Origin of the sequence: Yersinia sp. 2542 StPb PI, assembly GCF_048593855.1 — a bacterium.
Taxonomy (GTDB): domain Bacteria; phylum Pseudomonadota; class Gammaproteobacteria; order Enterobacterales; family Enterobacteriaceae; genus Yersinia; species Yersinia enterocolitica_E.
In genome coordinates this window covers 1-20351 of sequence record NZ_JAZGQA010000076.1, presented here as the reverse complement: position 1 = coordinate 20351, position 20351 = coordinate 1, and the positions used below count along the sequence as shown (strand labels likewise).

Genomic DNA, 20351 nt, shown 5'->3' with positions numbered 1-20351 from the left:
GGTTATGAATTATAATGAGGTCTTTGTTATTGATTTGGTGAATGTGTTATTACCCCAATGCCACCAGCAAAGCACCGGCGGTAATCAGTGCGACGCCCAAACTCGCCACCAGCGAGATTTTTTCACCAAACAGGATAACCGCCAGAATCACCGCAAAAACTACACTGAGTTTATCAATCGGGGCCACTTGAGAGACATTGCCATGCTTGATAGCCATAAAGTAAAACAGCCAGGATAACGCACCTGCAACACCACTGAGAATAATGAATAGCAGGGCTTTTTTATCTGCCAATACCCCACCGATCAGATTGAATTTCCCTTGAGCTAGCACCACGCCGACCAGGAACAGCGCCATCACGACAGCACGAACGGCGGTCGCAGTATTGGCATCCAACTGCTGCAAGCCGATTTTACCGAAGATAGCGACCAGAGAGGCAGTGAAGGCAGATAACAGGGCGTAAATCAACCAAGTACTCATGAATAATAAGACCTATTAGCATTTAAAAGTTTGATGCTACGCCGCTGACAGCTATTTTCCTAGTATCAATGTAAATTTTTATATCACACAAGATGTTACGGGATAAAGCGATAGCCGACGCCGGTTTCAGTTAGCAGATGCTTAGGGCGGGTCGGGTCTGTTTCTAATTTCTGCCGTAAATGGCCCATATAAATACGCAGATAGTGGCTGTGTTCGACATAATTTGGCCCCCAGACTTGGCTTAATAACTGGCGCTGGGTAATGACTTTACCGGCATTCGTCAACAATGCAGAGAGCAGGCGAAACTCAATCGGTGTCAGGTGCAGATTTTCGCCGGCACGGGTAACCTGACGATTAATCAGATCAACGCTGATATCGGCAAAGCCCACCAGCGGGCTTTCCTGACTACCACCGCTATGGCGGCGCAAAGCAACCCGCACTCTAGCCAATAACTCACTGATTCCAAATGGTTTGCTTAGGTAGTCATCGGCTCCGGCATCCAACGCGGCCACTTTATCTTCTTCATTGTTACGAGCCGATAAGACGATAATAGGAATGGCACTCCACTGGCGCAGGTCTTGAATATAAGTCAGCCCATCGCCGTCTGGTAACCCCAGATCCAAAATAATCAGGTCCGGTTTGCGGGTACCGGCTTCAATTAGCCCCCGTTGCAAGGTATCACTCTCGAATACTCGCCAGCCCTCACTCTCCAGCGCAATACGAACAAAGCGCCGGATCTCTTTTTCATCTTCTACGATTAGAATGTTAGTCGGGGATATAGTCACTTCTCCTCATACCCGTCATACTTCAAGCTGCTTGCAGCGGCCCCGGTCACTGACTTATGTAAGCTCCCGGGGACTTACTCAGTTGCCGCCTTCCTGCAACACGAATTATTTAGGGTATATCATTTTTCAGCATCAAGGTGTTCACTATCAATGTTTTCACTATCAATGTTTTCACCATCAATATCTGGCGCGCGCTCTAGTGGTAGCGTGAAGCGGAAGCTAGCACCGCCATCTTTATTGTTCTCAACCCAGATGCGCCCACCGTGTACATCAATAATGGCACGACAAATGGCTAAACCCAAGCCGACACCGGGAATGGCTGACTCTTTGTTGCCTCGGGAGAATTTATCAAAGATTAGCTGTTCTTGCCCAAGAGTCACTCCTGGGCCATTATCCCATACTTCTACATTTAGCCACTCACCTTGTACTGCGGCCCGAATCCCCAGCAATGCCCCCTGACCGGCATATTTATGCGCATTTTCCAACAAATTGATAAATACCCGTTCCAGTAAGCTGCCGTCACAGTTGATCAACACCATTTCATCCGGTAACTCGACGTTGATGTGATGATGATTGAGGGCGGTTTCTAGCATATGCAGGGCGCTACCCACGATCTCTTCCAGTGATTGCCACTCTTTACGTAGATTAAACCCACCCGATTGAATACGCGCCATATCCAATAAGTTATTCACCAGCCGGGTGGTACTCAGCACTTGTTGGCGGATTTGATTGGCTTGCGGCGCATGGCGTGAACCTTCCGCTGCCAGATCCAGCGTCAAAATTTCGGCCTGACCGAATAGCACCGTCAATGGGGTACGTAAATCATGAGATAGTGCCGCCAGCAGTGAGTTACGCAGTTGCTCGCGTTCGGCATCCAGTTTTGCCAATTCGGCACTGCGGGCCAGATGTAGCCTTTCCAGAGCATTGGCGATCAGACTGGTAAAGGTTTGCAGCAAGCGCTGCTGCTCCGGCACCATTAATTGGCGCAGGTTGGCAGGTTCGATTGCCAGCACGCCAAAAGTTTGCCTGGAGGCGGTCAACGGTAATAACTGATAGGGGACACCGGGCAGGGTGTCGGTACCGGCACCTGCTGGTGCGCCTTTGTCAAAACTCCAGCGGGCAATAGCCACATCAACAGAAAGTGCGCCGCCTTCGTCAGTGGCGACTTGCTGCAAGCGTCCATCTTCTTGTGGCAGTAACAGGTCAGTTTTCGCTTGAAAACTGCTGGAGAGAAAATGACGACTGGTTTTGACAATATCCGCAGGCGTTAGGGCACGGCTTAATCCGCGCGACATCTCATACAAATGTCTGGCGCGCTGCTCGCGATAACGGGCAATTCTGGCTTGATAGCGCACCCCGGCGGTAAGATTACCCACCACGATACCGACAATCAGCATCACGCCAAACGTCACCAGATACTGCACATCAGTGACCGCCAGTGACCAATGTGGTTGAACAAAAAACAGATCGAAACTGGCGACATTAATCACTGCCGCCAAGACTGACGGCCAGCGGCCATAGAACAGTGCAATAATCACAACACCCAGTAAGTAGACCATCACCAGGTTGGCTTGATCGAAACCGGGGATGAGCCACTGCGATAACACCGTAATCAGGGCACACAAGCCGATGGCTGCCGCACAGCCACGCAGTTGCATCCGCCACTTTTCAGTAAAGGTACGAGAATCACTCTCTTTCACCACATTGGGGGGTGTATCGCCCTCCAGTGCAATAATCACCAAATCCAGATCTGGCCCCAGCTTGCCCAAGCGATCTGCAAAGCTACCACGCAGTTTCCACTGTTTTTCCGTGCGGCGACCAATGATGATTTTCCCCAGATTATGTTCTCGGGCGTAACGCAGGATGGCCTGTTCTTCACGGGGTTCTGACAGCGTAGCGGTTTCTGCTCCTAACTCTTGCGCCAATTTTAGTGTGCGTAAAATGGCCCGGCGCTTCGCTTCTGGCAGGCCATGCAGACGGGGTGTTTCCACATAGACTGCATGCCAGATACACCCCAATCGGGCTGCCAGCCGGGCAGCGGTTCGGACCAGTTTTTCGTTACCGCTGTTATGACCAATACACAATAAGATGGCATCACGGGTATGCCAGACACGTTCGCGCCCCTGAGTGTCACGGAAAGCACGCATCTGATCATCAACCCGATCCGCGGTACGGCGCAGTGCCAGTTCGCGCAGGGCGATTAAATTGCCCTTACGGAAGAAGTGCTCGATGGCTCGCTCCGCCTGACCCGAAATATAGACTTTACCTTCATTCAGCCGCTGGCGCAGGTCATCGGGGGGGAGGTCGACCAAAACCACTTCAGTGGCTTCATCAAACATATGGTCGGGCACGGTTTCCCGCACCCGGATACCGGTCACGCCGCCGACCACATCATTCAGGCTTTCCAGATGCTGTACATTGACGGTGGTCAGCACATCAATGCCAGCATCCAGCAGTTCTTCAACATCCTGCCAGCGTTTCGGATGGCGCGAGCCATAGGCATTACTGTGCGCCAGCTCATCCATCAGGATCAGGGCCGGGTGGCGTGCCAGGGCCGCATCCAAATCAAATTCACGTACCTGACGATTGCGGTGATGAATTCGCTTTTGCGGTAGGATGGTCAGCCCTTCGAGCAGCGCTGCGGTTTCGCTACGCCCGTGTGTTTCCACCACACCAACCAATACATCCAGCCCTTGAGTCCGCAGGCGCTGAGCCTCTTGCAGCATGGCGTAAGTTTTGCCCACCCCCGCGCAGGCCCCGAAAAACACTTTCAGCCGGCCACGGGTCTTCTCATTGGCTGCTGCGAGCAGGCTGTCGGGGTCGGGGCGGGTTGGTTCTGCATCCACCATGTTATGTCCTTAAGATTTTGCCGGGTTGATCGGTACTTTTACCGGGCTTTGGGCATCCAACGCCATATTCAGATTCAGCACATTCACCACTGATTCACCGAAGAAGTTCGGTGTCGCTTTTTGCACACTACTATCAATCAACTGCTTCACTTCAGACAATGGCATCTGGCGCACGCTGGCGATGCGGGGAGCCTGATAATAGGCCGCTTCCAGTGAAATACAGGGATCCAGACCACTGCCTGATGCTGTCACCAAATCAACCGGGACTGGGCCAGTTTGTGTCGGGTTAGCCTGACGCAGTAATGTTACTCGCTCACTGATAACCTGATCCAGTGCGGGATTGCTGATGGACAGATTACTCCCACCAGAGGCCATTGGATTATAAGGCATATCTGCTGTTACCGATGGGCGGCCGGCAAAATAGCCTGGCTGAGTAAAGTTTTGGCCTAGCAAGGTAGAACCGACAACTTCATCACCCAGCATCGCCAGTGAACCACGCGCTTGCTCGGCAAACATCAATTTTGCCAATCCGGTAGTCAGCAGAGGATAAGCTATCCCGGTGATAAGTGTCAGTAATATCAGTAGAACCAATGAAGGTCGCAGGTATGACATGGATATTGCCTCTCTATTCGGTCTTAATAGCGGCCACCAGCAAAACACGCCGTGGCCATTGCAAACATTAATTACTGAGTTTTCAGCCCATCATTAGGGCGGTCAGTACCAGATCGATCAGTTTGATACCGACAAACGGCACCAATAGGCCACCCAGCCCATAGATCCACAAGTTACGACGCAGCAGCGCCGCTGCACTCATCGCCTTGTAACTCACCCCTTTCAGTGCCAACGGGATCAGGAACATAATCACCAGCGCGTTAAAAATAACCGCCGACAGTATGGCCGACGCCGGGGAGTGCAACTGCATGACATTCAGGGCATTAAGCTGCGGATAGGTAGCTGCAAATGCAGCCGGGATAATGGCGAAATATTTAGCAACGTCGTTGGCGATACTGAAGGTGGTCAGCGATCCACGGGTCATCAGCATCTGTTTACCGATATGCACCACCTCAATCAACTTGGTTGGGTTAGAATCCAAATCCACCATGTTGCCAGCTTCTTTCGCCGCTTGTGTTCCCGAGTTCATCGCCACGGCGACGTCAGCCTGCGCCAGTGCCGGGGCGTCGTTGGTACCGTCACCGGTCATTGCCACCAATCGGCCTTCGGCCTGATACTGGCGAATCAATGCCAGTTTGGCCTCTGGCGTGGCTTCCGCCAGAAAATCATCCACACCCGCTTCGGCGGCAATGGCGGCTGCTGTCAGGCGGTTATCTCCGGTGATCATCACTGTTTTGATGCCCATTTTGCGCAACTCGGCAAAACGTTCTTTGATGCCACCTTTGACGATATCTTTCAGCGCCACTACACCCAGCACCCGTGGCCCATCGGCCACTACCAGTGGCGTACCACCGGTGCGGGCGACACTTTCCACCGCGTCTTCCACTGCCCGCGGGAAATGGCCCTGATTGGACTCGACATGGCGGCGAATAGCATCCACAGCACCTTTACGGATCATTCTGTCCTGCACGTTCACACCACTCATCCGTGTTTGTGCCGAGAAAGGCACAAAGGTGGCATTCAGACTGTGCAAGTCACGTTCGCGCAGGTTAAAGCGCTGTTTCGCTAACACTACGATACTGCGGCCTTCTGGCGTTTCATCCGCCAAAGACGAGAGCTGCGCGGCATCGGCCAGTTGTTGCTCGGTGACACCCGGTGCAGGTAAAAACTCAGACGCCTGGCGGTTACCCAGTGTGATAGTGCCGGTTTTATCCAACAACAGCACATCAACGTCACCGGCAGCTTCCACCGCGCGCCCGCTGGTGGCGATCACGTTAGCGCCCAGCATCCGGCTCATCCCGGCAACCCCGATGGCTGATAGCAGGCCACCGATGGTGGTTGGGATCAGACAAACCAGCAGCGCCACCAGTACCGTAATTGTCACCGGTGAACCGGCATGATTGGCCTCAACACTGAACACCGAGAACGGATAGAGAGTCGCCGTCGCCAGTAAGAAGACAATGGTCAGAGCCACCAGTAAAATGGTCAACGCCACTTCGTTAGGGGTTTTACGCCGTTTCGCGCCTTCAACCATGGCGATCATCCGGTCAAGGAAGGTTTCGCCGGGGTTAACGCTGCACTCAACTACCAACCAGTCGGACAGCACGCGGGTACCGCCGGTCACGGAAGAGAAGTCACCACCGGATTCACGGATAACCGGAGCAGATTCGCCGGTAATGGCGCTTTCATCAACGGATGCACCACCTTCCAGCACTTCGCCGTCACAGGGCACGGTATCGCCAGCTTCAATTAACACCACATCGCCTTTGCGCAAGCTATCGGCGGAGACTTTCTCCTGTGGCGCATCAAAGCGGGCTTCTGACAGTTTTTTGGCCCAACTGGTTTTTTTCACCCCACGCAGACTTTCTGCCTGCGCTTTACTGCGCCCCTCGGCCAAAGCTTCGGCGAAGTTGGCAAACAGCACGGTAAACCACAGCCACAGAGCCACATTGCCGGTAAACATGGCACTACCGGTGGTTTGGCCGCTTAATATCGCCAGCCAAATCAGAGTGGTCAGCCAACTCCCCAGATAGACCACGAACATCACTGGGTTACGCCATTGGACGCGTGGGTCCAGTTTCTTCACGGCATCAATAAGCGCAGTACGAACCAGTGCTGGCTCAAAAATCGCGCGTTGTTTGCGTGTCATAGTAGTTCTCTCATCAATGTGCTAACCAAACTTGCAGATGCTCAGCAACCGGACCTAAGGCCAGCGCTGGGATAAAGGTCAATGCGCCGACCAACAGCACCGTACCTACCAGCAAACCGATAAATAGTGGTCCAGCGGTTGGCAGCGTGCCATTACCCGCGGGTTGCCGCTTCTTCGCCACCAATGAGCTGGCAATGGCCAATACCGGCAGAATCACGCCAAAGCGGCCGAAGAACATGGCGGCAGCCAGCAGCAGGTTATAAAACGGCGTATTGACACTCAGGCCAGCAAAGGCGCTGCCGTTATTGTTGGCCGCAGAGGAGAGGGCGTAGAGAACTTCGCTAAAACCATGCGCACCGGGGTTAAGAATCCCCGCCCGCCCGGCATCAGTGCAGAGTGCCAGTGCGGTACCCAGCAGCACGATAGCCGGGGTGACCAGAATGGCCAGCGCGGTCATTTTCATATCAAATACGTCAATTTTCTTGCCAAGATATTCAGGGGTACGACCAATCATCAACCCGGCAATAAAGACGGTCAGCAGCACGAATAGCAGCATGCCGTATAACCCAGAACCGACCCCACCAAACACCACCTCGCCAATCTGCATTAACCACATCGGTACCATGCCACCTAAGGCGGTAAAGGAGTCATGCATGGCGTTAACGGCCCCACAAGAGGCTGCGGTAGTGACCACGGCATACATACTGGTTGCCAGAATGCCGAAGCGGGATTCTTTACCTTCCATATTGATATTGCTGTCGGCACCTAACTGAGTTAAGTGCGGGTTACCGGCCAGTTCTGCATACATCACCACGACTACGGCCACCACAAAAATCAGTGACATAGCCCAGATCAGCGCATGGCCCTGACGGCTATCACCCACCACCTGACCGAAGGCAAAACAGAGTGAACAGGGTATGAGGAAAATCGCCAGCATCTGCACAAAGTTACTGAAAGCAGTTGGGTTTTCAAATGGATGTGCGGAGTTAGCGCCAAAGAAACCGCCGCCGTTGGTCCCCAACATTTTTATGGCTTCCTGCGAGGCTACCGGCCCCATTGGTAGGGTCTGTTTTACCCCTTCAAGGGTGGTGATATGCAGGTAGCCATCCAGGTTTTGTAATACCCCCTGACTGACGAAAATTAGTGCGATAATCAGCGCAATCGGCAGCAACACATATAAGGTGATGCGCACCAGATCGACCCAGGCATTTCCCAATGTGTGGGCCGAATGGCGGGCAAAGGCACGGATCAGAGCAAAAGCGACGGCAATGCCGGTTGCGGCAGAGAGGAAGTTTTGTACCGTCAGACCGGCCATTTGGCTCAGATAACTGAGGGTGTTTTCGCCGCTATAGGCTTGCCAGTTGGTGTTAGTGACAAAGCTGACCGCGGTATTTAAGGCCAGATGCCATGACATACCCGGCATGTGTTCAGGATTTAGCGGTAACGAACCTTGCGCCATCAACAGCGTGAACAGCAAGGCAATACCCAGTAAGTTAAAGCAGAGAATGGCGAGCGCATATTGCCAGCCGTTCATCTCTTCATTTTTTACACCGCTACAACGCCATAAACCGGCCTCGACTTGGCGCAATGGCGCAAAGGGTTCGCCTTCGATTATGCGAGCCAAAAAGCTCCCCAACGGGCGGGACAGCACCAACAACACCAGCATGAAGCTGGCGATAAGCAGAAATCCTGACGCTGCCATTTAAAAATCCTCCGCATTAAACAAGGCATAAACCAGATAGCCAAGAAGCAGTAAGACCAACAGCGCACCACTAATGATGCTGAAACTCACGATACACCTCCACAACGCTTATTTTTGATAACAACAGCTTATGAAGTCGGGCGAAAAGTTCCTGATAAAAAATGGCCGTGAGGTGTAAAAAAAGTATAAAAACGGTCAAAAAACAGACATGGAATGGGTGTAAATTAACCAGTGGCAGCGCAGTATCGCCAATTCTGGCCCTTGAAGGGTTAGGCACTAAGTCAATACATATAATTTGCCAATTACTAAAGAGTACATAACTGTAATGTAACCAATGATTGGTTTTAAATTAACCTTACTGTAACAAAATTACAGAATTGACAATTTTTTTCGGCTTTTGATGCAATTGAGTGGTCGGATGAGTGGTAAAATTTCAACCGATACGGTAAAATTTTGTCCAGTTTCCAATTTTGTTTATTTTATTTTCAACGCCAAGTTGTAAATCGACTCTCTGTTTAACCGAGTTGGCTGTTACACAAAGGCGTTTTAAAGGAGGATCGTTATGACCATGTACAACGCATACCCATTGCATCAGGTTCTCTTGCGCCGGAGCGCAGTGATTCTGGTCGGTTTACTGGCACTGCCGGTGATGTTTTTCCGCAAAGACCGTGCCCGCTTTTACAGTTACCTGCACCGGGTTTGGGCTAAAACCAGTGATAAGCCGGTGTGGTTGGCACAGTCTGAATCGGCAATACAGGATTTTTACTGAGATAAATCAGTAAGCTGCTCGTAGATAAAAACGGCGTAAAATTAATGGCCCGTGGGTTAACACTCGCGGGCTTTTTACTGCCTGCGATATCTGCCCCAGATATAAAGGTATCAAGCAATAGCGTGGTTCTCGGGCAACAACTGTTATGCTGTGATGAGAAAAGCTGCCAAGGCCAAGGGAGAATAGAATGCTGGAGAGTAATCAGGTAACCCACAGTATTGAGTACTGCCATGCGCGAGACGAGCTTGATGCGTTATATGCAGCAGGCATAACGCGTGGCCAATTGATGGATTTTCATAGCCGGTATAAGTTAGTGCTGTTGGCGCATTCGCAGCCTGAATACCGCGAAATTGGTCCTTTTATTGCCTCAATGGATAGATGGTCATCATTAATTGAGTTTACTGATGAGTATCGCCAGCGTTTACTGCATTTGTTGTCTCATCAGCCAACGTCCGCCAATCACACCAACGTATTAATGCATGTACAGGGCTATTTTCGGCCTTACCTTACGTCAACACAACGTCAGGCATTGGCACAGCTTATCGAGCAGTATCGGGTAGGTGAGTTGCCTTTGAGTGTCCCTATCGGCCAAATAAATGCTTACTTGGTTGAATTCCCGAATGAGTATCTGGCCGGACAACGCTATTTTACATTTTACTCGGCACAAGGATAAGGCATGGCGACGCATCTGGTCTGGTTTCGTAATGATTTACGCGTAACGGATAATCTGGCGCTGCATGCCGCTTGTCAGGACCCACAAGCCACTGTGATTGCTCTATTTATCGCCACGCCGGCACAATGGGCGGCACATGATATGGCTCCCCGGCAGGCCACCTTCCTGCTGCAAAACCTACAACAGTTACAGCACGCACTGGCTATACGGGCGATACCGCTACACTATCATCAGTGTGATAATTTTCAGGATTCCATTATCTGGCTGGATGATTTTTGTCAGCAGCAGCAAGTGGATGCGCTATTTTATAACCAACAGTATGAGTTAAATGAACAACTGCGAGATGGGGCGCTAGTGACGCGGCTCAATCATCGGCAAGAAGCCGGTCACACCATTACCTGTCACCGTTTCGATGACAGTGTGTTATTGCCGCCGGGCAGTGTCCTGACGGGTAATAATGAGATGTACAAAGTATTTACCCCGTTTCGCCGCGCTTTTATTCAGCGTTTAATGATGAGTGAATGCCGCTGTGTCCCTGCGCCAAAAACGCGCGATAACGTGGTAGCTGCCATGCCATTACCACTGCTCCCGTTTGACTATCCGCAACAACCGGTAGATAGCCAATTATTTCCGGCAGGCGAAGAGGCGGCATTACACCGCCTGCGCAGTTTTTGTCGCGAGCAGGTTCAGGACTACCAGCAACAACGTGATCTGCCCGCTGTGGCAGGGACCAGTTGTTTGTCACCTTATCTGGCGTTGGGGATACTTTCGCCCCGTCAATGCTTTAACCGCTTGTTGGCAGAATGCCCCGCGTTGCTGGAAAACTCCGACGGTGGTGCTTTTACTTGGCTTAATGAGTTGATCTGGCGTGAATTTTATCGCCATTTGTTAGTGGCCTATCCGCGTTTATGCCAGCATCGTCCCTTTATTGACTGGACTGATGGCGTAATATGGCATCACTCAGAACAGCAACTGCTTGCCTGGCAGCAGGGGCAAACAGGTTACCCTATTGTTGATGCAGCTATGCGGCAGTTGAATGAAACCGGCTGGATGCATAACCGCCTGCGGATGATCAGCGCCAGTTTTCTGGTTAAAGATCTGTTGATCGATTGGCGACACGGCGAACGCTATTTTATGTCCCAGCTATTGGATGGGGATTTGGCTGCCAATAATGGCGGCTGGCAGTGGGCTGCTTCCACGGGTACTGATGCTGCACCCTATTTTCGTATTTTTAATCCCACCACCCAGGGCGAGCGTTTTGACCCGAGCGGCGTTTTTATCCGCCGTTGGTTACCTGAGCTGGCGAGGGTGCCAGACAGTGATATCCATCAGCCATGGCGCTGGGCGCAGCGGCAACAGCAACATCTGGATTACCCACTACCGCTGGTGGATCATAAGCTGGCCAGATTGGCTACACTCGCGGCATTTGAAGCCGCTAAGCGGGATGGCCGCAAGGATCCCTAATCACCAGGAGCCTGCATGTTTTTGACATATATTTCGACTAAATTCTGTGTTTCAACTAAAACCCATGTTTTAACGAAACCCACGTTATGTACCAATAAGATAACCCACATGGTGCTTAACGCCGGGCTGATTTTATCGTTTAGCCTATATAGCTCGCTGGCAGCGGCCGGTTTTGAGGTGGTGGCACTGGGGGTGGATGGGGGTGTCAGCGATGGCAATCTGACATCTTATCTGATTCGTGATGATAGCCAGCCGGTCTATTTAGCTCTGGATGCCGGTTCGGTGTTACCGGGTATTGCCAAAGCTCTGGAGAAGGGCGCTTTCCCCGAGATTACCGATGAAACCGCCGCCCCGCTGACACGTCAGGGTTATATCTTCCGCCAGCGCATCAACAGCTATTTTCTTAGTCATGCCCATCTTGACCATGTTTCCGGCCTGATTATCGGTTCGCCGGAAGACAGCAAAAAGACCCTTTATGCCTCGGCAGACACGATTGATGTATTGCGAAACTACTATTTTAACTGGCGTGTCTGGCCTAACTTTACTGACAGCGGCAGCGGTACCCGGCTGGGAACCTATCGCATGCAGATGGTGCGGCCAAATCAACCTCTAAGCCTGGGCTTAACCCGTTTGACGGGGGAATTGTATCCACTGAGCCATGATAAGTCCCCCTCTGCTATGTTATTGATCAGCAGTAATAATCAGTCATTTGCCTATTTTGGTGATACTGGCCCGGATGAGATGGAAAAGTCGAAAAATCTGGATACGGTGTGGCGTAACCTGGCCGAAAAGGTTAAACAGCAGCAATTGAAAGGGATGATAATCGAAGTTTCTTTCCCCAATGACGTTGCTGATAGCAAGTTGTACGGCCATATGACGCCTAAGTGGTTGCTGAAGGAATTGAAAAATCTGGAGAAATACAGCGGTGAAGGCCAACCATTAAAGGGGCTACCGGTGGTTATCAGTCATATAAAACCTTCATTTAAACAGGGGCAAGATGTGCGTAAAACCATTGCCACTGAGTTGCAACAAGGCAATGATATGGGGGTTAATTTTATCCTGATGGAGCAAGGCGATAGCCAGCGTTTTTAACTACCCATTTATATTTTTTGAGGCTGATGAAATGCGCAATACCGAACTGGAAACTCTACTCAATAACCAACTGAATATCTCGGCTTTTCAAGACTATGCACCCAATGGTTTGCAAGTTGAGGGGCGCGAAGAGATCAAGCGCATTGTCACCGGCGTGACCGCCAGCCAGGCACTATTGGATGCTGCGGTTGGGCAACAGGCTGATGCTATTTTGGTTCATCACGGTTATTTTTGGAAAAATGAACCGGTCGTGGTGCGTGGAATGAAACGTAACCGGCTGAAAACATTGCTTACCAACGATATTAATTTGTATGGCTACCATTTGCCACTGGATGCTCATCCTGAATTAGGCAATAACGCGCAATTGGCTAAATTACTGGGTATTCGGGGGAGGGGTGAAATTGAATCTTTCTTACCTTATGGTGAGTTTGATGCACCGTTAAATGCGGTAATTTTACGTGAACGGCTGGAAAAGTTGTTGGGCCGTGAGGTATTACATTGTGGTGATCGAGCGCCAGTAGATGTGCGTCGTCTTGCCTGGTGTACCGGCGGCGGGCAGGGTTTTATCCAACAAGCGGCTGATTTTGGTGTTGATGCATTTATCACTGGTGAAGTTTCAGAGCAAACAATTCATATTGCCCGGGAGATGGGCGTGAATTTTTATGCTGCGGGGCATCACGCCACTGAGCGTTACGGCATCAAGGCGTTAGGCGAATGGTTGGCTAGCAAGCATCAATTTGAAGTTATCTTTATCGATATCCCCAATCCCGCCTGACCATTATGCAACATTATGCACTGGTAATAAGTATCGGTGCATAACCTACTGTAGATATCTCCTTGTTTATGTGCAATTAAACCATACTTTAAAAAAGGTTTTATCCTCTCTCTGGCTATTTAAAATCACCATCTGGTCATAGTTGGATGATAAACCGACAGTTTTTAAGAATATTTGCTCTCTATAGCCTGATTCTAAATAAGAAAAGAATCGATTATTTACCTCTTTCCTTCGTAAAAAACTTCAAAATACGCGGTTTCCAGCGGTTAATTTCAGTATTTACATTGAATCTAGTGATTGCTGATATCTATTGGTTGATTCAGTTCTATTGACAGCAGTTAGGTGCTAACGCATAAATATGTCCTTATAAAAGCTATTTATCTAATGAAAATAAAAACTATACATGTCTTAGGGGGACGGGAGTGCAAAGAGCACGATGCTATTTATTGGGAGAGAGTGCGGTGGTTCTGGAATTGGAACCGCCGGTAACATTAGCAAGCCAGCAACGGATCTGGGGCTTGGCTGATCGTCTGATTCATCATCCTGATGTCCTTGAAGCGATTCCGGGTATGAATAATCTGACTCTATTATTGTCAGATCCACAAAATACGGCGCTGGACGCCATTGAACGCCTCCAACGCTGGTGGGAAGAGAGCGAATCATTAGTGCCTGAATCACGTGATATCACCATTCCAGTGATTTATGGCGGTGAGGCAGGCCCAGACCTGGCTGAAGTGGCTCGTCACACCGGTATGACAGAGCGTCAGGTGGTGGAGTGCCACGCTGGCGCGAGCTATATCGTCTATTTTTTGGGGTTCCAGCCGGGCTTCTCATATCTGGGGGGGATGCCGGAAAAGCTCGCCACGCCACGGCGTGCTGAACCACGTTTAGTGGTAGCACCCGGTTCTGTCGGTATTGGCGGTAGCCAAACCGGTATCTATCCACTGGCAACGCCCGGTGGCTGGCAACTTATTGGCCGCACATCATTGGCACTGTTTAACCCGCTGGAGATGCCGCCAACCTTGTTACGGCCCGGCGATAATGTGCGCTTCCTGCCCTTAAAGGAGGGCGTATGCTGAATATTATTCGTTCAGGTATTTATACCACAGTCCAAGACAGTGGCCGTGGCGGTTTTCGCCGTTTGGGAATCAGTCAGGGGGGGGCACTCGATTTACCGGCGCTCAGCATGGCAAATATGCTGGTAGGTAATGAGCCTGATGCTGCCGGGCTGGAAATTACCCTGGGTCAGTTTACGGCACAATTTACGCAACCAGGCTGGATAGCGGTGACAGGAGCCGGTTGCGATGCCCGGCTTGATAATCAGTTGCTGTGGACCGGCTGGCGTTATCCGGTCAAGCCGGGGCAGCAGCTAAAACTCAGTGTGCCACATCGGGGAATGCGCAGCTATTTAGCCATCTCTGGAGGGATTGCAGTACCGGAGATGTTGGGTTCACGCAGCACCGACCTGAAAGCCGGTTTTGGCGGTTATCAGGGGCGACTGATCAAAGATGGCGACACCCTGCCATTAGGCCAAGCTACACGTTTACCACGTGAATCAGTCGGTATCAAACAACTGTTATTTGGTAACCGTGTCCGGGCTGTTCCTGGCCCGGAATATCATGAGTTCGACGATATCGCACAGGGTGCTTTTTGGCGTGAAGCCTGGCAACTCAGCCCACAGAGCAACCGTATGGGATATCGCCTGACCGGGCGCGAATTAGCGCGCACCACGGACCGCGAGATGTTATCCCACGGATTATTACCCGGCGTGGTGCAAGTGCCGCACAACGGCCAACCGATTGTGCTGATGGCTGACGCGCAAACAACCGGCGGTTATCCGCGCATTGCCTGCGTTATCGAAGCAGATCTTTACCATTTAGCTCAGCTTAGGCTCGGCGAACCGGTGCATTTTGTGCCATGCACAGTTGAGGAAGCGCTGCGGGCCAAAGCGGAGCAACAGCATTTCTTAAAACAGATCGCATGGGGTTTACAGCAAGGATTCGATGCGACGGAGGCCAAATGAAGATTGATTTAAACGCCGACTTAGGTGAAGGCTGCGCTAATGATCAAGCACTGCTGCAATTGGTCAGTTCAGCCAATATTGCCTGTGGCTTTCATGCCGGTGATGCGCAGACCATGCGCCAGTCGGTGCGCTGGGCTATGGAATATGGCGTTGCTATCGGTGCGCATCCGAGTTTCCCTGATCGCGAGAATTTTGGTCGAACCGCGATGCAGTTACCCCCTGAGACGGTGTATGCCCAAGTGGTTTATCAATTAGGTGCCTTGGCAGCCATCGTGAAGGCGGAGGGCGGCGTGATGCAACATGTGAAGCCTCATGGCATGTTGTATAACCAGGCGGCGGTTGATCCTCTGCTGGCGGATGCAATAGCGAAAGCGGTGAAAGCCGTGGACACGTCGTTACGGCTGGTTGGATTGGCGGGAAGCGAATTGGTCCGTGCCGGTGAGCGCGCAGGTTTGGTGACCCGACAAGAGGTATTCGCTGATCGTCGCTATCAGCCTGATGGCACTCTAGTGCCGCGCAGCCAGCCAGATGCCTTAATTGAAAGTGACGAGTTGGCGTTGTCACAAACGTTGGCAATGGTGCAGCGTCAGCAGGTTCAGGCTCGTGATAGCAGTTGGGTAGCGGTACAGGCGGATACAGTATGCGTCCACGGTGATGGCGCCCATGCCTTGGATTTTGCCCGCCGTTTACGCCACAGTTTTCAGCAGCAAAATATCACGGTAACCGCGCAGTAAGATGGACGTTGGGCAGTAAAAATTATAACCGCCTGGCCCGGGTGGAATGGCTTCATCAATTAGATACATATCACACTTTATAACAACACTTTAGGACAGGAGAGTCACCTTGGAACAAACGGTAAACCTTTGGCCGCTAATTGGTATTGCGGCGATCGTAATCGGATTTTTACTGCGCATCAACGCAGTACTGGTGGTGATTACCGCCGGCATCATCACTGGTCTGGCGGCGCTAATGCCAATGGCCACTATTTTGGAAAAACTGGGTGAAGGTTTTCTCAATACCCGCAACCTACCTCTGATTCTGTTACTGCCACTGGCTGTTATCGGCTTGCTGGAGCGCCACGGCTTGAAAGAGCGAGCGCAGGCGTGGATTTCACAAATTAAAAGTGCCACCTCTGGCCGTTTATTGATTGTGTATCTGTTTGTGCGTGAAGCGACAGCCGCGCTGGGTTTAACCAGTCTGGGTGGTCATCCGCAAATGGTACGGCCATTACTGGCACCGATGGCAGAAGGGGCGGCTGAAACCCGTTATGGTGAGTTACCGGAGAAAGTGCGTTATCGCCTGCGTGCAATGTCTGCCGCGACCGATAACGTTGGGTTGTTCTTCGGTGAAGATATTTTTGTCGCTTTCGGTGCGATTATTTTTATGCACAACTTTATGCTGGAATCCGGTGGCATTCAGACCGAGCCGTTACACATTGCGTTGTGGGGTATCCCGACTGCGATTTGTGCTTTCCTGATCCACGCCTACCGTTTGCAACGTTTGGATAAACATCTCGCCGCTGAGTTAACCGCACTGAGTCAGTCTGCTTTGGCTACCAAGGGAGACGCAAAATGATTTTCCAACAACAATATCTTTATTGGCTGGCTGGCGTAGTGCTGTTGATTGTCGCGTTAATGTCATTTCGTGATAAGGCCAACCCACGTCGTATCACCACCGGCTTATTTTGGGGGTTATACGGGCTGATTTTCCTGGTGGGCGATTGGACCTATCGTCTGGCCAATACTTTGGCGGGCGAGGGGCCGGATGAGAAGCGCATTCTGAATATTACTGTCGGTGTGGTGGTGGTGATTATGGCGCTGATTGCCGGTTTTGGTGGGGTAAAACTGGGTAGCTATCATCAACGCACTCCAGAACAGCGCGAAGTGAGTGCCAAGCGTTTGGGGAATCGGCTGTTCATCCCGGCATTGGCTATCCCGGTGGTGACGGTTATTGGTGTGCTGCTGTTTAACAATATCCCCGCGCTGGATCAATGGCTGTTTGGTACCGGCAACCACGCCACCTTAGTCACCTTATTCTCGATGACTGTTGGTTGTGTTCTCGGTTTGATTATTGCGGTCGTCATGACCCACGAAACCGCGGCACAACCGGTGCAGGAAGCTCGGCGTTTGCTCGATTCCATCGGCTGGGCATTTATCTTGCCACAGATATTGGCCACCCTTGGCCTGCTGTTTACCACCGCCGGGGTCGGAACCGCTATTGCCCATCTGACACAGGAATATCTGGCAGTCGATCATCGCTTTGTCGCCGTGGCGGTCTATGCTATTGGCATGGCACTGTTAACCATGATCATGGGTAATGCCTTTGCTGCCTTCCCCATCGTTACTGCCGGTATCGGTATTCCAATTTTAGTATTGCAACACGGCGGTAATCCCGCAGTGATGGCAGCTATTGGTATGTTCTCAGGTTACTGCGGTACCTTAATGACCCCGATGGCAGCCAACTTTAATATCGTTCCTGCTGCGTTACTGGAGTTGCCGGATAAGAATGCGGTGATTAAAGCCCAGATCCCAACCGGGGTGACTCTTTTGATTGTTAACGTATTCTTGCTGTATTTCCTGATGTTCCTCTAGGAGTGGTGATGAGAAGTGTATTAATTACCGGGTTTGAGCCATTTGGTGGGGAGCGAGTAAATCCTTCTTGGGAAGTGGTCAAACAATTGAATGATTTAATGCTGGGTGGGGTCAGAGTGGTGGCTCGCCAGTTGCCTTGCGCCTTTGGTGAATCATTAACTGCGTTGAATGCCGCGATAGATGAGATTCAGCCAGTATTGGTGTTGGCTGTCGGTCAGGCCGGGGGACGCGCCGATATTACTATCGAACGGGTAGCTATTAACGTTGATGATGCTCGTATTCCTGACAATTTGGGGAATCAACCGGTAGATCAGCCGATAGTTGAGGATGGCCCGGCGGCGTACTTTACCCGTTTGCCCATCAAGGCGATGGTGCAGGGTATCCGTGAGGCGGGCATTCCGGCCTCGGTCTCCCAGACGGCCGGAACCTATGTCTGTAACCATGTGATGTACGGGTTATTGCATCGGTTAAATCAGCTCAATAGTGAGGTGAAGGGTGGTTTCATTCATATCCCTTATCTGCCGGAACAGGCGGTAGCTCACCCCGGAGCACCCAGTATGTCAACACATTCAGTGCTGGTAGCCTTAGAACTGGCTATCTCTATTGCCATGCAAATTGAACACGATCTGCACATATCAGGCGGCGCGATCCACTGATTTTCCTATAAAAAAACGCCACCTTCACAGGTGGCGCTCTCATTATAAACAGCCTAATTACTCTGCTTATTTCTTCAGTTGACTATTGAAGTCACGTTCGGCATAACCGGTATAAAGCTGACGCGGACGGGCAATTTTAAGGCCCTCATCGTGCATTTCATTCCAGTGAGCAATCCAGCCAATGGTACGGGCTATCGCGAACATCACAGTAAACATTGAAGACGGGATCCCCATGGCTTTCAGGATGATACCTGAATAGAAGTCCACGTTTGGATATAGCTTTTTCTCAACGAAGTAGGGGTCTTCCAGTGCGATACGTTCCAGCTCTTTCGCGACAGCAAATAGGCTGTCATTTTCCAGTTTGAGTTCTTTCAATACCTCATCACAGGTTTCTTTCATCACCGTAGCGCGCGGATCGTAATTCTTATACACGCGGTGACCGAAGCCCATCAGGCGGAACGAGTCGTTTTTATCCTTCGCACGTTTGATAAATTCTGGAATGTGCTCGACAGATTTAATCTCTTCCAGCATTTTCAGGCAGGCTTCGTTCGCGCCGCCGTGAGCTGGCCCCCACAGAGATGCTATCCCCGCGGCGATACAGGCAAACGGGTTAGCGCCCGAAGAACCGGCGGTGCGCACGGTAGAGGTAGAGGCGTTCTGTTCGTGGTCGGCATGTAGGATAAAAATACGATCCATCGCGCGTTCCAGCACCGGGTTGACTTCATACTCTTCGCACGGTGTGGAGAACATCATACGCAGGAAGTTACCGGCATAGGACAGGTCGTTACGTGGATAAACGAAGGGCTGGCCGATGGAATATTTGTAACACATGGCAGCCACTGTTGGCATTTTAGACAGCAGACGGAAGGCGGTAATTTCACGATGGCGCTCGTTGTTTACATCCAGTGCGTCATGGTAGAACGCGGCCAGTGCACCGGTCACTCCGCATAATACAGCCATCGGATGTGAGTCGCGACGGAACCCACGGAACAAGCTGGTGATTTGCTCGTGGATCATGGTGTGGCGGGTTACTGTCGCTTTGAAGGTTTCATACTCTTCTGTTGTGGGTGTTTCGCCGTACAGCAGAATGTAGCAAACTTCCAGATAAGTAGAGTTTTTTGCCAATTGATCAATAGGGTATCCACGATGCAGTAGGATCCCTTTATCACCATCGATAAACGTGATTTTTGATTCGCAGGACGCGGTAGAGGTAAACCCAGGGTCATAGGTAAAATACCCTTTAGAACCTAAAGTGCTGACGTCGATCACGTCAGTGCCGAGGGTTGGGGATAGAACCTTCAGTTCAATCGCAGCTTCGCCTGCCAGATTCAGCGTCGCTTTTTTATCAGCCATTTACAGTCTCCTTCGCGCTTATTTTAAAAACCGCTAACAACTGGAATGTCTTAGATGCCTGTAGGGCATTATCTTATCGGCACTGCTCTGTTTGATTCACGATTAAACGTTTTATTCACGATTAAAACATGATTTAGGGTACAGAGTGTCTTACCAATGCGGCCAGCGATCCGAGAGGCTGGATCGATAGCGACGTTACAAAGTTGTTAACGATTTGTCGGATGCTTATCGTTTATAGTTCATTGCCTACGATATCTATGGGGATATTCACTTAATACACTGTTGCATAACTTAGGCTTATGGGGAAGTGTATCCGCAGACCTTTAGTGCATCATAGGGCTTATTTCTACCCTAGTTGTAATGGAAATGTTTATTCTTTG

19 protein-coding genes are annotated in these 20351 nt (G+C 50.9%); 11 read left to right on the top strand and 8 right to left on the bottom strand.

Features of this window, described 5'->3' with window-relative positions; all coding sequences use genetic code 11:
• Nucleotides 1-49 precede the first annotated feature (49 nt).
• From V1952_RS11440 to V1952_RS11410, 7 genes are all read right to left on the bottom strand, one after another.
• A complete protein-coding gene (locus V1952_RS11440; RefSeq protein ID WP_372558348.1) occupies nucleotides 50-478 on the bottom strand; it encodes an EamA family transporter in 429 nt (142 codons plus the stop codon).
• 95 nt (nucleotides 479-573) lie between these two features.
• Nucleotides 574-1263 carry a two-component system response regulator KdpE gene (kdpE, locus tag V1952_RS11435; RefSeq protein WP_420071012.1) on the bottom strand — a complete coding sequence of 230 codons (690 nt, stop codon included), beginning with the start codon at nucleotides 1261-1263 and terminating at the stop codon, nucleotides 574-576.
• 119 nt (nucleotides 1264-1382) lie between these two features.
• Nucleotides 1383-4112: a two-component system sensor histidine kinase KdpD gene (gene kdpD / locus V1952_RS11430; RefSeq protein ID WP_420074758.1), complete on the bottom strand. Its 2730-nt coding sequence runs from the start codon at nucleotides 4110-4112 to the stop codon at nucleotides 1383-1385.
• Between the two features lie 9 nt (nucleotides 4113-4121).
• The gene (kdpC, locus tag V1952_RS11425; protein ID WP_420074757.1) at nucleotides 4122-4724 is read right to left on the bottom strand and encodes a potassium-transporting ATPase subunit KdpC; all 603 of its coding nucleotides are present in this window, start codon (nucleotides 4722-4724) and stop codon (nucleotides 4122-4124) included.
• Nucleotides 4725-4806: 82 nt separating this feature from the next.
• Entirely contained in the window at nucleotides 4807-6873 is a 2067-nt protein-coding gene (gene kdpB / locus V1952_RS11420) for a potassium-transporting ATPase subunit KdpB (protein ID WP_372558350.1), read from the bottom strand.
• A gap of 13 nt (nucleotides 6874-6886) precedes the next feature.
• Nucleotides 6887-8575 carry a potassium-transporting ATPase subunit KdpA gene (gene kdpA, locus V1952_RS11415; RefSeq protein WP_372558351.1) on the bottom strand — a complete coding sequence of 563 codons (1689 nt, stop codon included), beginning with the start codon at nucleotides 8573-8575 and terminating at the stop codon, nucleotides 6887-6889.
• Entirely contained in the window at nucleotides 8576-8665 is a 90-nt protein-coding gene (locus V1952_RS11410; RefSeq protein ID WP_032907040.1) for a K(+)-transporting ATPase subunit F, read from the bottom strand.
• Nucleotides 8666-9137: 472 nt separating this feature from the next.
• Between V1952_RS11410 and V1952_RS11405 the strand changes: the two genes are divergently transcribed.
• From V1952_RS11405 to pcp, 11 genes are all read left to right on the top strand, one after another.
• Complete coding sequence (locus V1952_RS11405) at nucleotides 9138-9344, top strand: YbfA family protein (RefSeq protein WP_420071015.1); 207 nt, start codon at nucleotides 9138-9140, stop codon at nucleotides 9342-9344.
• A 187-nt stretch (nucleotides 9345-9531) separates the two neighbouring features.
• Complete coding sequence (locus V1952_RS11400) at nucleotides 9532-10017, top strand: YbgA family protein (RefSeq protein ID WP_083159615.1); 486 nt, start codon at nucleotides 9532-9534, stop codon at nucleotides 10015-10017.
• 3 nt (nucleotides 10018-10020) lie between these two features.
• Nucleotides 10021-11481, top strand: coding sequence for a deoxyribodipyrimidine photo-lyase (gene phrB / locus V1952_RS11395; protein WP_420074756.1), 1461 nt, complete (start codon nucleotides 10021-10023; stop codon nucleotides 11479-11481).
• A 108-nt stretch (nucleotides 11482-11589) separates the two neighbouring features.
• Complete coding sequence (locus V1952_RS11390) at nucleotides 11590-12573, top strand: MBL fold metallo-hydrolase (protein ID WP_372559846.1); 984 nt, start codon at nucleotides 11590-11592, stop codon at nucleotides 12571-12573.
• A gap of 31 nt (nucleotides 12574-12604) precedes the next feature.
• Nucleotides 12605-13348, top strand: coding sequence for a type 2 GTP cyclohydrolase I (locus V1952_RS11385; RefSeq protein ID WP_420074755.1), 744 nt, complete (start codon nucleotides 12605-12607; stop codon nucleotides 13346-13348).
• 422 nt (nucleotides 13349-13770) lie between these two features.
• Complete coding sequence (gene pxpB / locus V1952_RS11380; RefSeq protein WP_050086195.1) at nucleotides 13771-14427, top strand: 5-oxoprolinase subunit PxpB; 657 nt, start codon at nucleotides 13771-13773, stop codon at nucleotides 14425-14427.
• The gene (gene pxpC, locus V1952_RS11375) at nucleotides 14421-15371 is read left to right on the top strand and encodes a 5-oxoprolinase subunit PxpC (protein WP_372558355.1); all 951 of its coding nucleotides are present in this window, start codon (nucleotides 14421-14423) and stop codon (nucleotides 15369-15371) included. Before pxpB ends, pxpC begins: the two co-directional genes overlap by 7 nt.
• A complete protein-coding gene (gene pxpA, locus V1952_RS11370) occupies nucleotides 15368-16105 on the top strand; it encodes a 5-oxoprolinase subunit PxpA (protein WP_420071016.1) in 738 nt (245 codons plus the stop codon). The genes pxpC and pxpA overlap by 4 nt, the downstream gene beginning before the upstream one ends.
• 109 nt (nucleotides 16106-16214) lie before the next feature.
• Nucleotides 16215-16946, top strand: coding sequence for a DUF969 domain-containing protein (locus tag V1952_RS11365; protein WP_372558356.1), 732 nt, complete (start codon nucleotides 16215-16217; stop codon nucleotides 16944-16946).
• Nucleotides 16943-17962 carry a DUF979 domain-containing protein gene (locus tag V1952_RS11360; RefSeq protein WP_372558357.1) on the top strand — a complete coding sequence of 340 codons (1020 nt, stop codon included), beginning with the start codon at nucleotides 16943-16945 and terminating at the stop codon, nucleotides 17960-17962. The genes V1952_RS11365 and V1952_RS11360 overlap by 4 nt, the downstream gene beginning before the upstream one ends.
• Before the next feature lie 8 nt (nucleotides 17963-17970).
• On the top strand, nucleotides 17971-18618 hold the full coding sequence (gene pcp, locus V1952_RS11355) for a pyroglutamyl-peptidase I (RefSeq protein ID WP_420074754.1): 648 nt from the start codon (nucleotides 17971-17973) through the stop codon (nucleotides 18616-18618).
• Between the two features lie 66 nt (nucleotides 18619-18684).
• Here pcp and V1952_RS11350 read toward each other — a convergent pair whose 3' ends face one another.
• A complete protein-coding gene (locus V1952_RS11350; protein WP_372558359.1) occupies nucleotides 18685-19971 on the bottom strand; it encodes a citrate synthase in 1287 nt (428 codons plus the stop codon).
• Nucleotides 19972-20351 lie beyond the last annotated feature (380 nt).

Bases quoted from the DNA above. Each gene is read 5' to 3' on its own strand.
- V1952_RS11385 (WP_420074755.1), top strand. From the start codon at position 12,605: ATGCGCAATACCGAACTGGAAACTCTACTCAATAACCAACTGAATATC.
- kdpD (WP_420074758.1), bottom strand. From the start codon at position 4,112: ATGGTGGATGCAGAACCAACCCGCCCCGACCCCGACAGCCTGCTCGCA.
- V1952_RS11400 (WP_083159615.1), top strand. From the start codon at position 9,532: ATGCTGGAGAGTAATCAGGTAACCCACAGTATTGAGTACTGCCATGCG.
- kdpC (WP_420074757.1), bottom strand. From the start codon at position 4,724: ATGTCATACCTGCGACCTTCATTGGTTCTACTGATATTACTGACACTT.
- phrB (WP_420074756.1), top strand. From the start codon at position 10,021: ATGGCGACGCATCTGGTCTGGTTTCGTAATGATTTACGCGTAACGGAT.
- pcp (WP_420074754.1), top strand. From the start codon at position 17,971: ATGAGAAGTGTATTAATTACCGGGTTTGAGCCATTTGGTGGGGAGCGA.
- V1952_RS11440 (WP_372558348.1), bottom strand. From the start codon at position 478: ATGAGTACTTGGTTGATTTACGCCCTGTTATCTGCCTTCACTGCCTCT.
- kdpB (WP_372558350.1), bottom strand. From the start codon at position 6,873: ATGACACGCAAACAACGCGCGATTTTTGAGCCAGCACTGGTTCGTACT.
- V1952_RS11350 (WP_372558359.1), bottom strand. From the start codon at position 19,971: ATGGCTGATAAAAAAGCGACGCTGAATCTGGCAGGCGAAGCTGCGATT.
- pxpA (WP_420071016.1), top strand. From the start codon at position 15,368: ATGAAGATTGATTTAAACGCCGACTTAGGTGAAGGCTGCGCTAATGAT.
- V1952_RS11390 (WP_372559846.1), top strand. From the start codon at position 11,590: ATGGTGCTTAACGCCGGGCTGATTTTATCGTTTAGCCTATATAGCTCG.
- kdpA (WP_372558351.1), bottom strand. From the start codon at position 8,575: ATGGCAGCGTCAGGATTTCTGCTTATCGCCAGCTTCATGCTGGTGTTG.
- V1952_RS11360 (WP_372558357.1), top strand. From the start codon at position 16,943: ATGATTTTCCAACAACAATATCTTTATTGGCTGGCTGGCGTAGTGCTG.
- V1952_RS11405 (WP_420071015.1), top strand. From the start codon at position 9,138: ATGACCATGTACAACGCATACCCATTGCATCAGGTTCTCTTGCGCCGG.
- pxpC (WP_372558355.1), top strand. From the start codon at position 14,421: ATGCTGAATATTATTCGTTCAGGTATTTATACCACAGTCCAAGACAGT.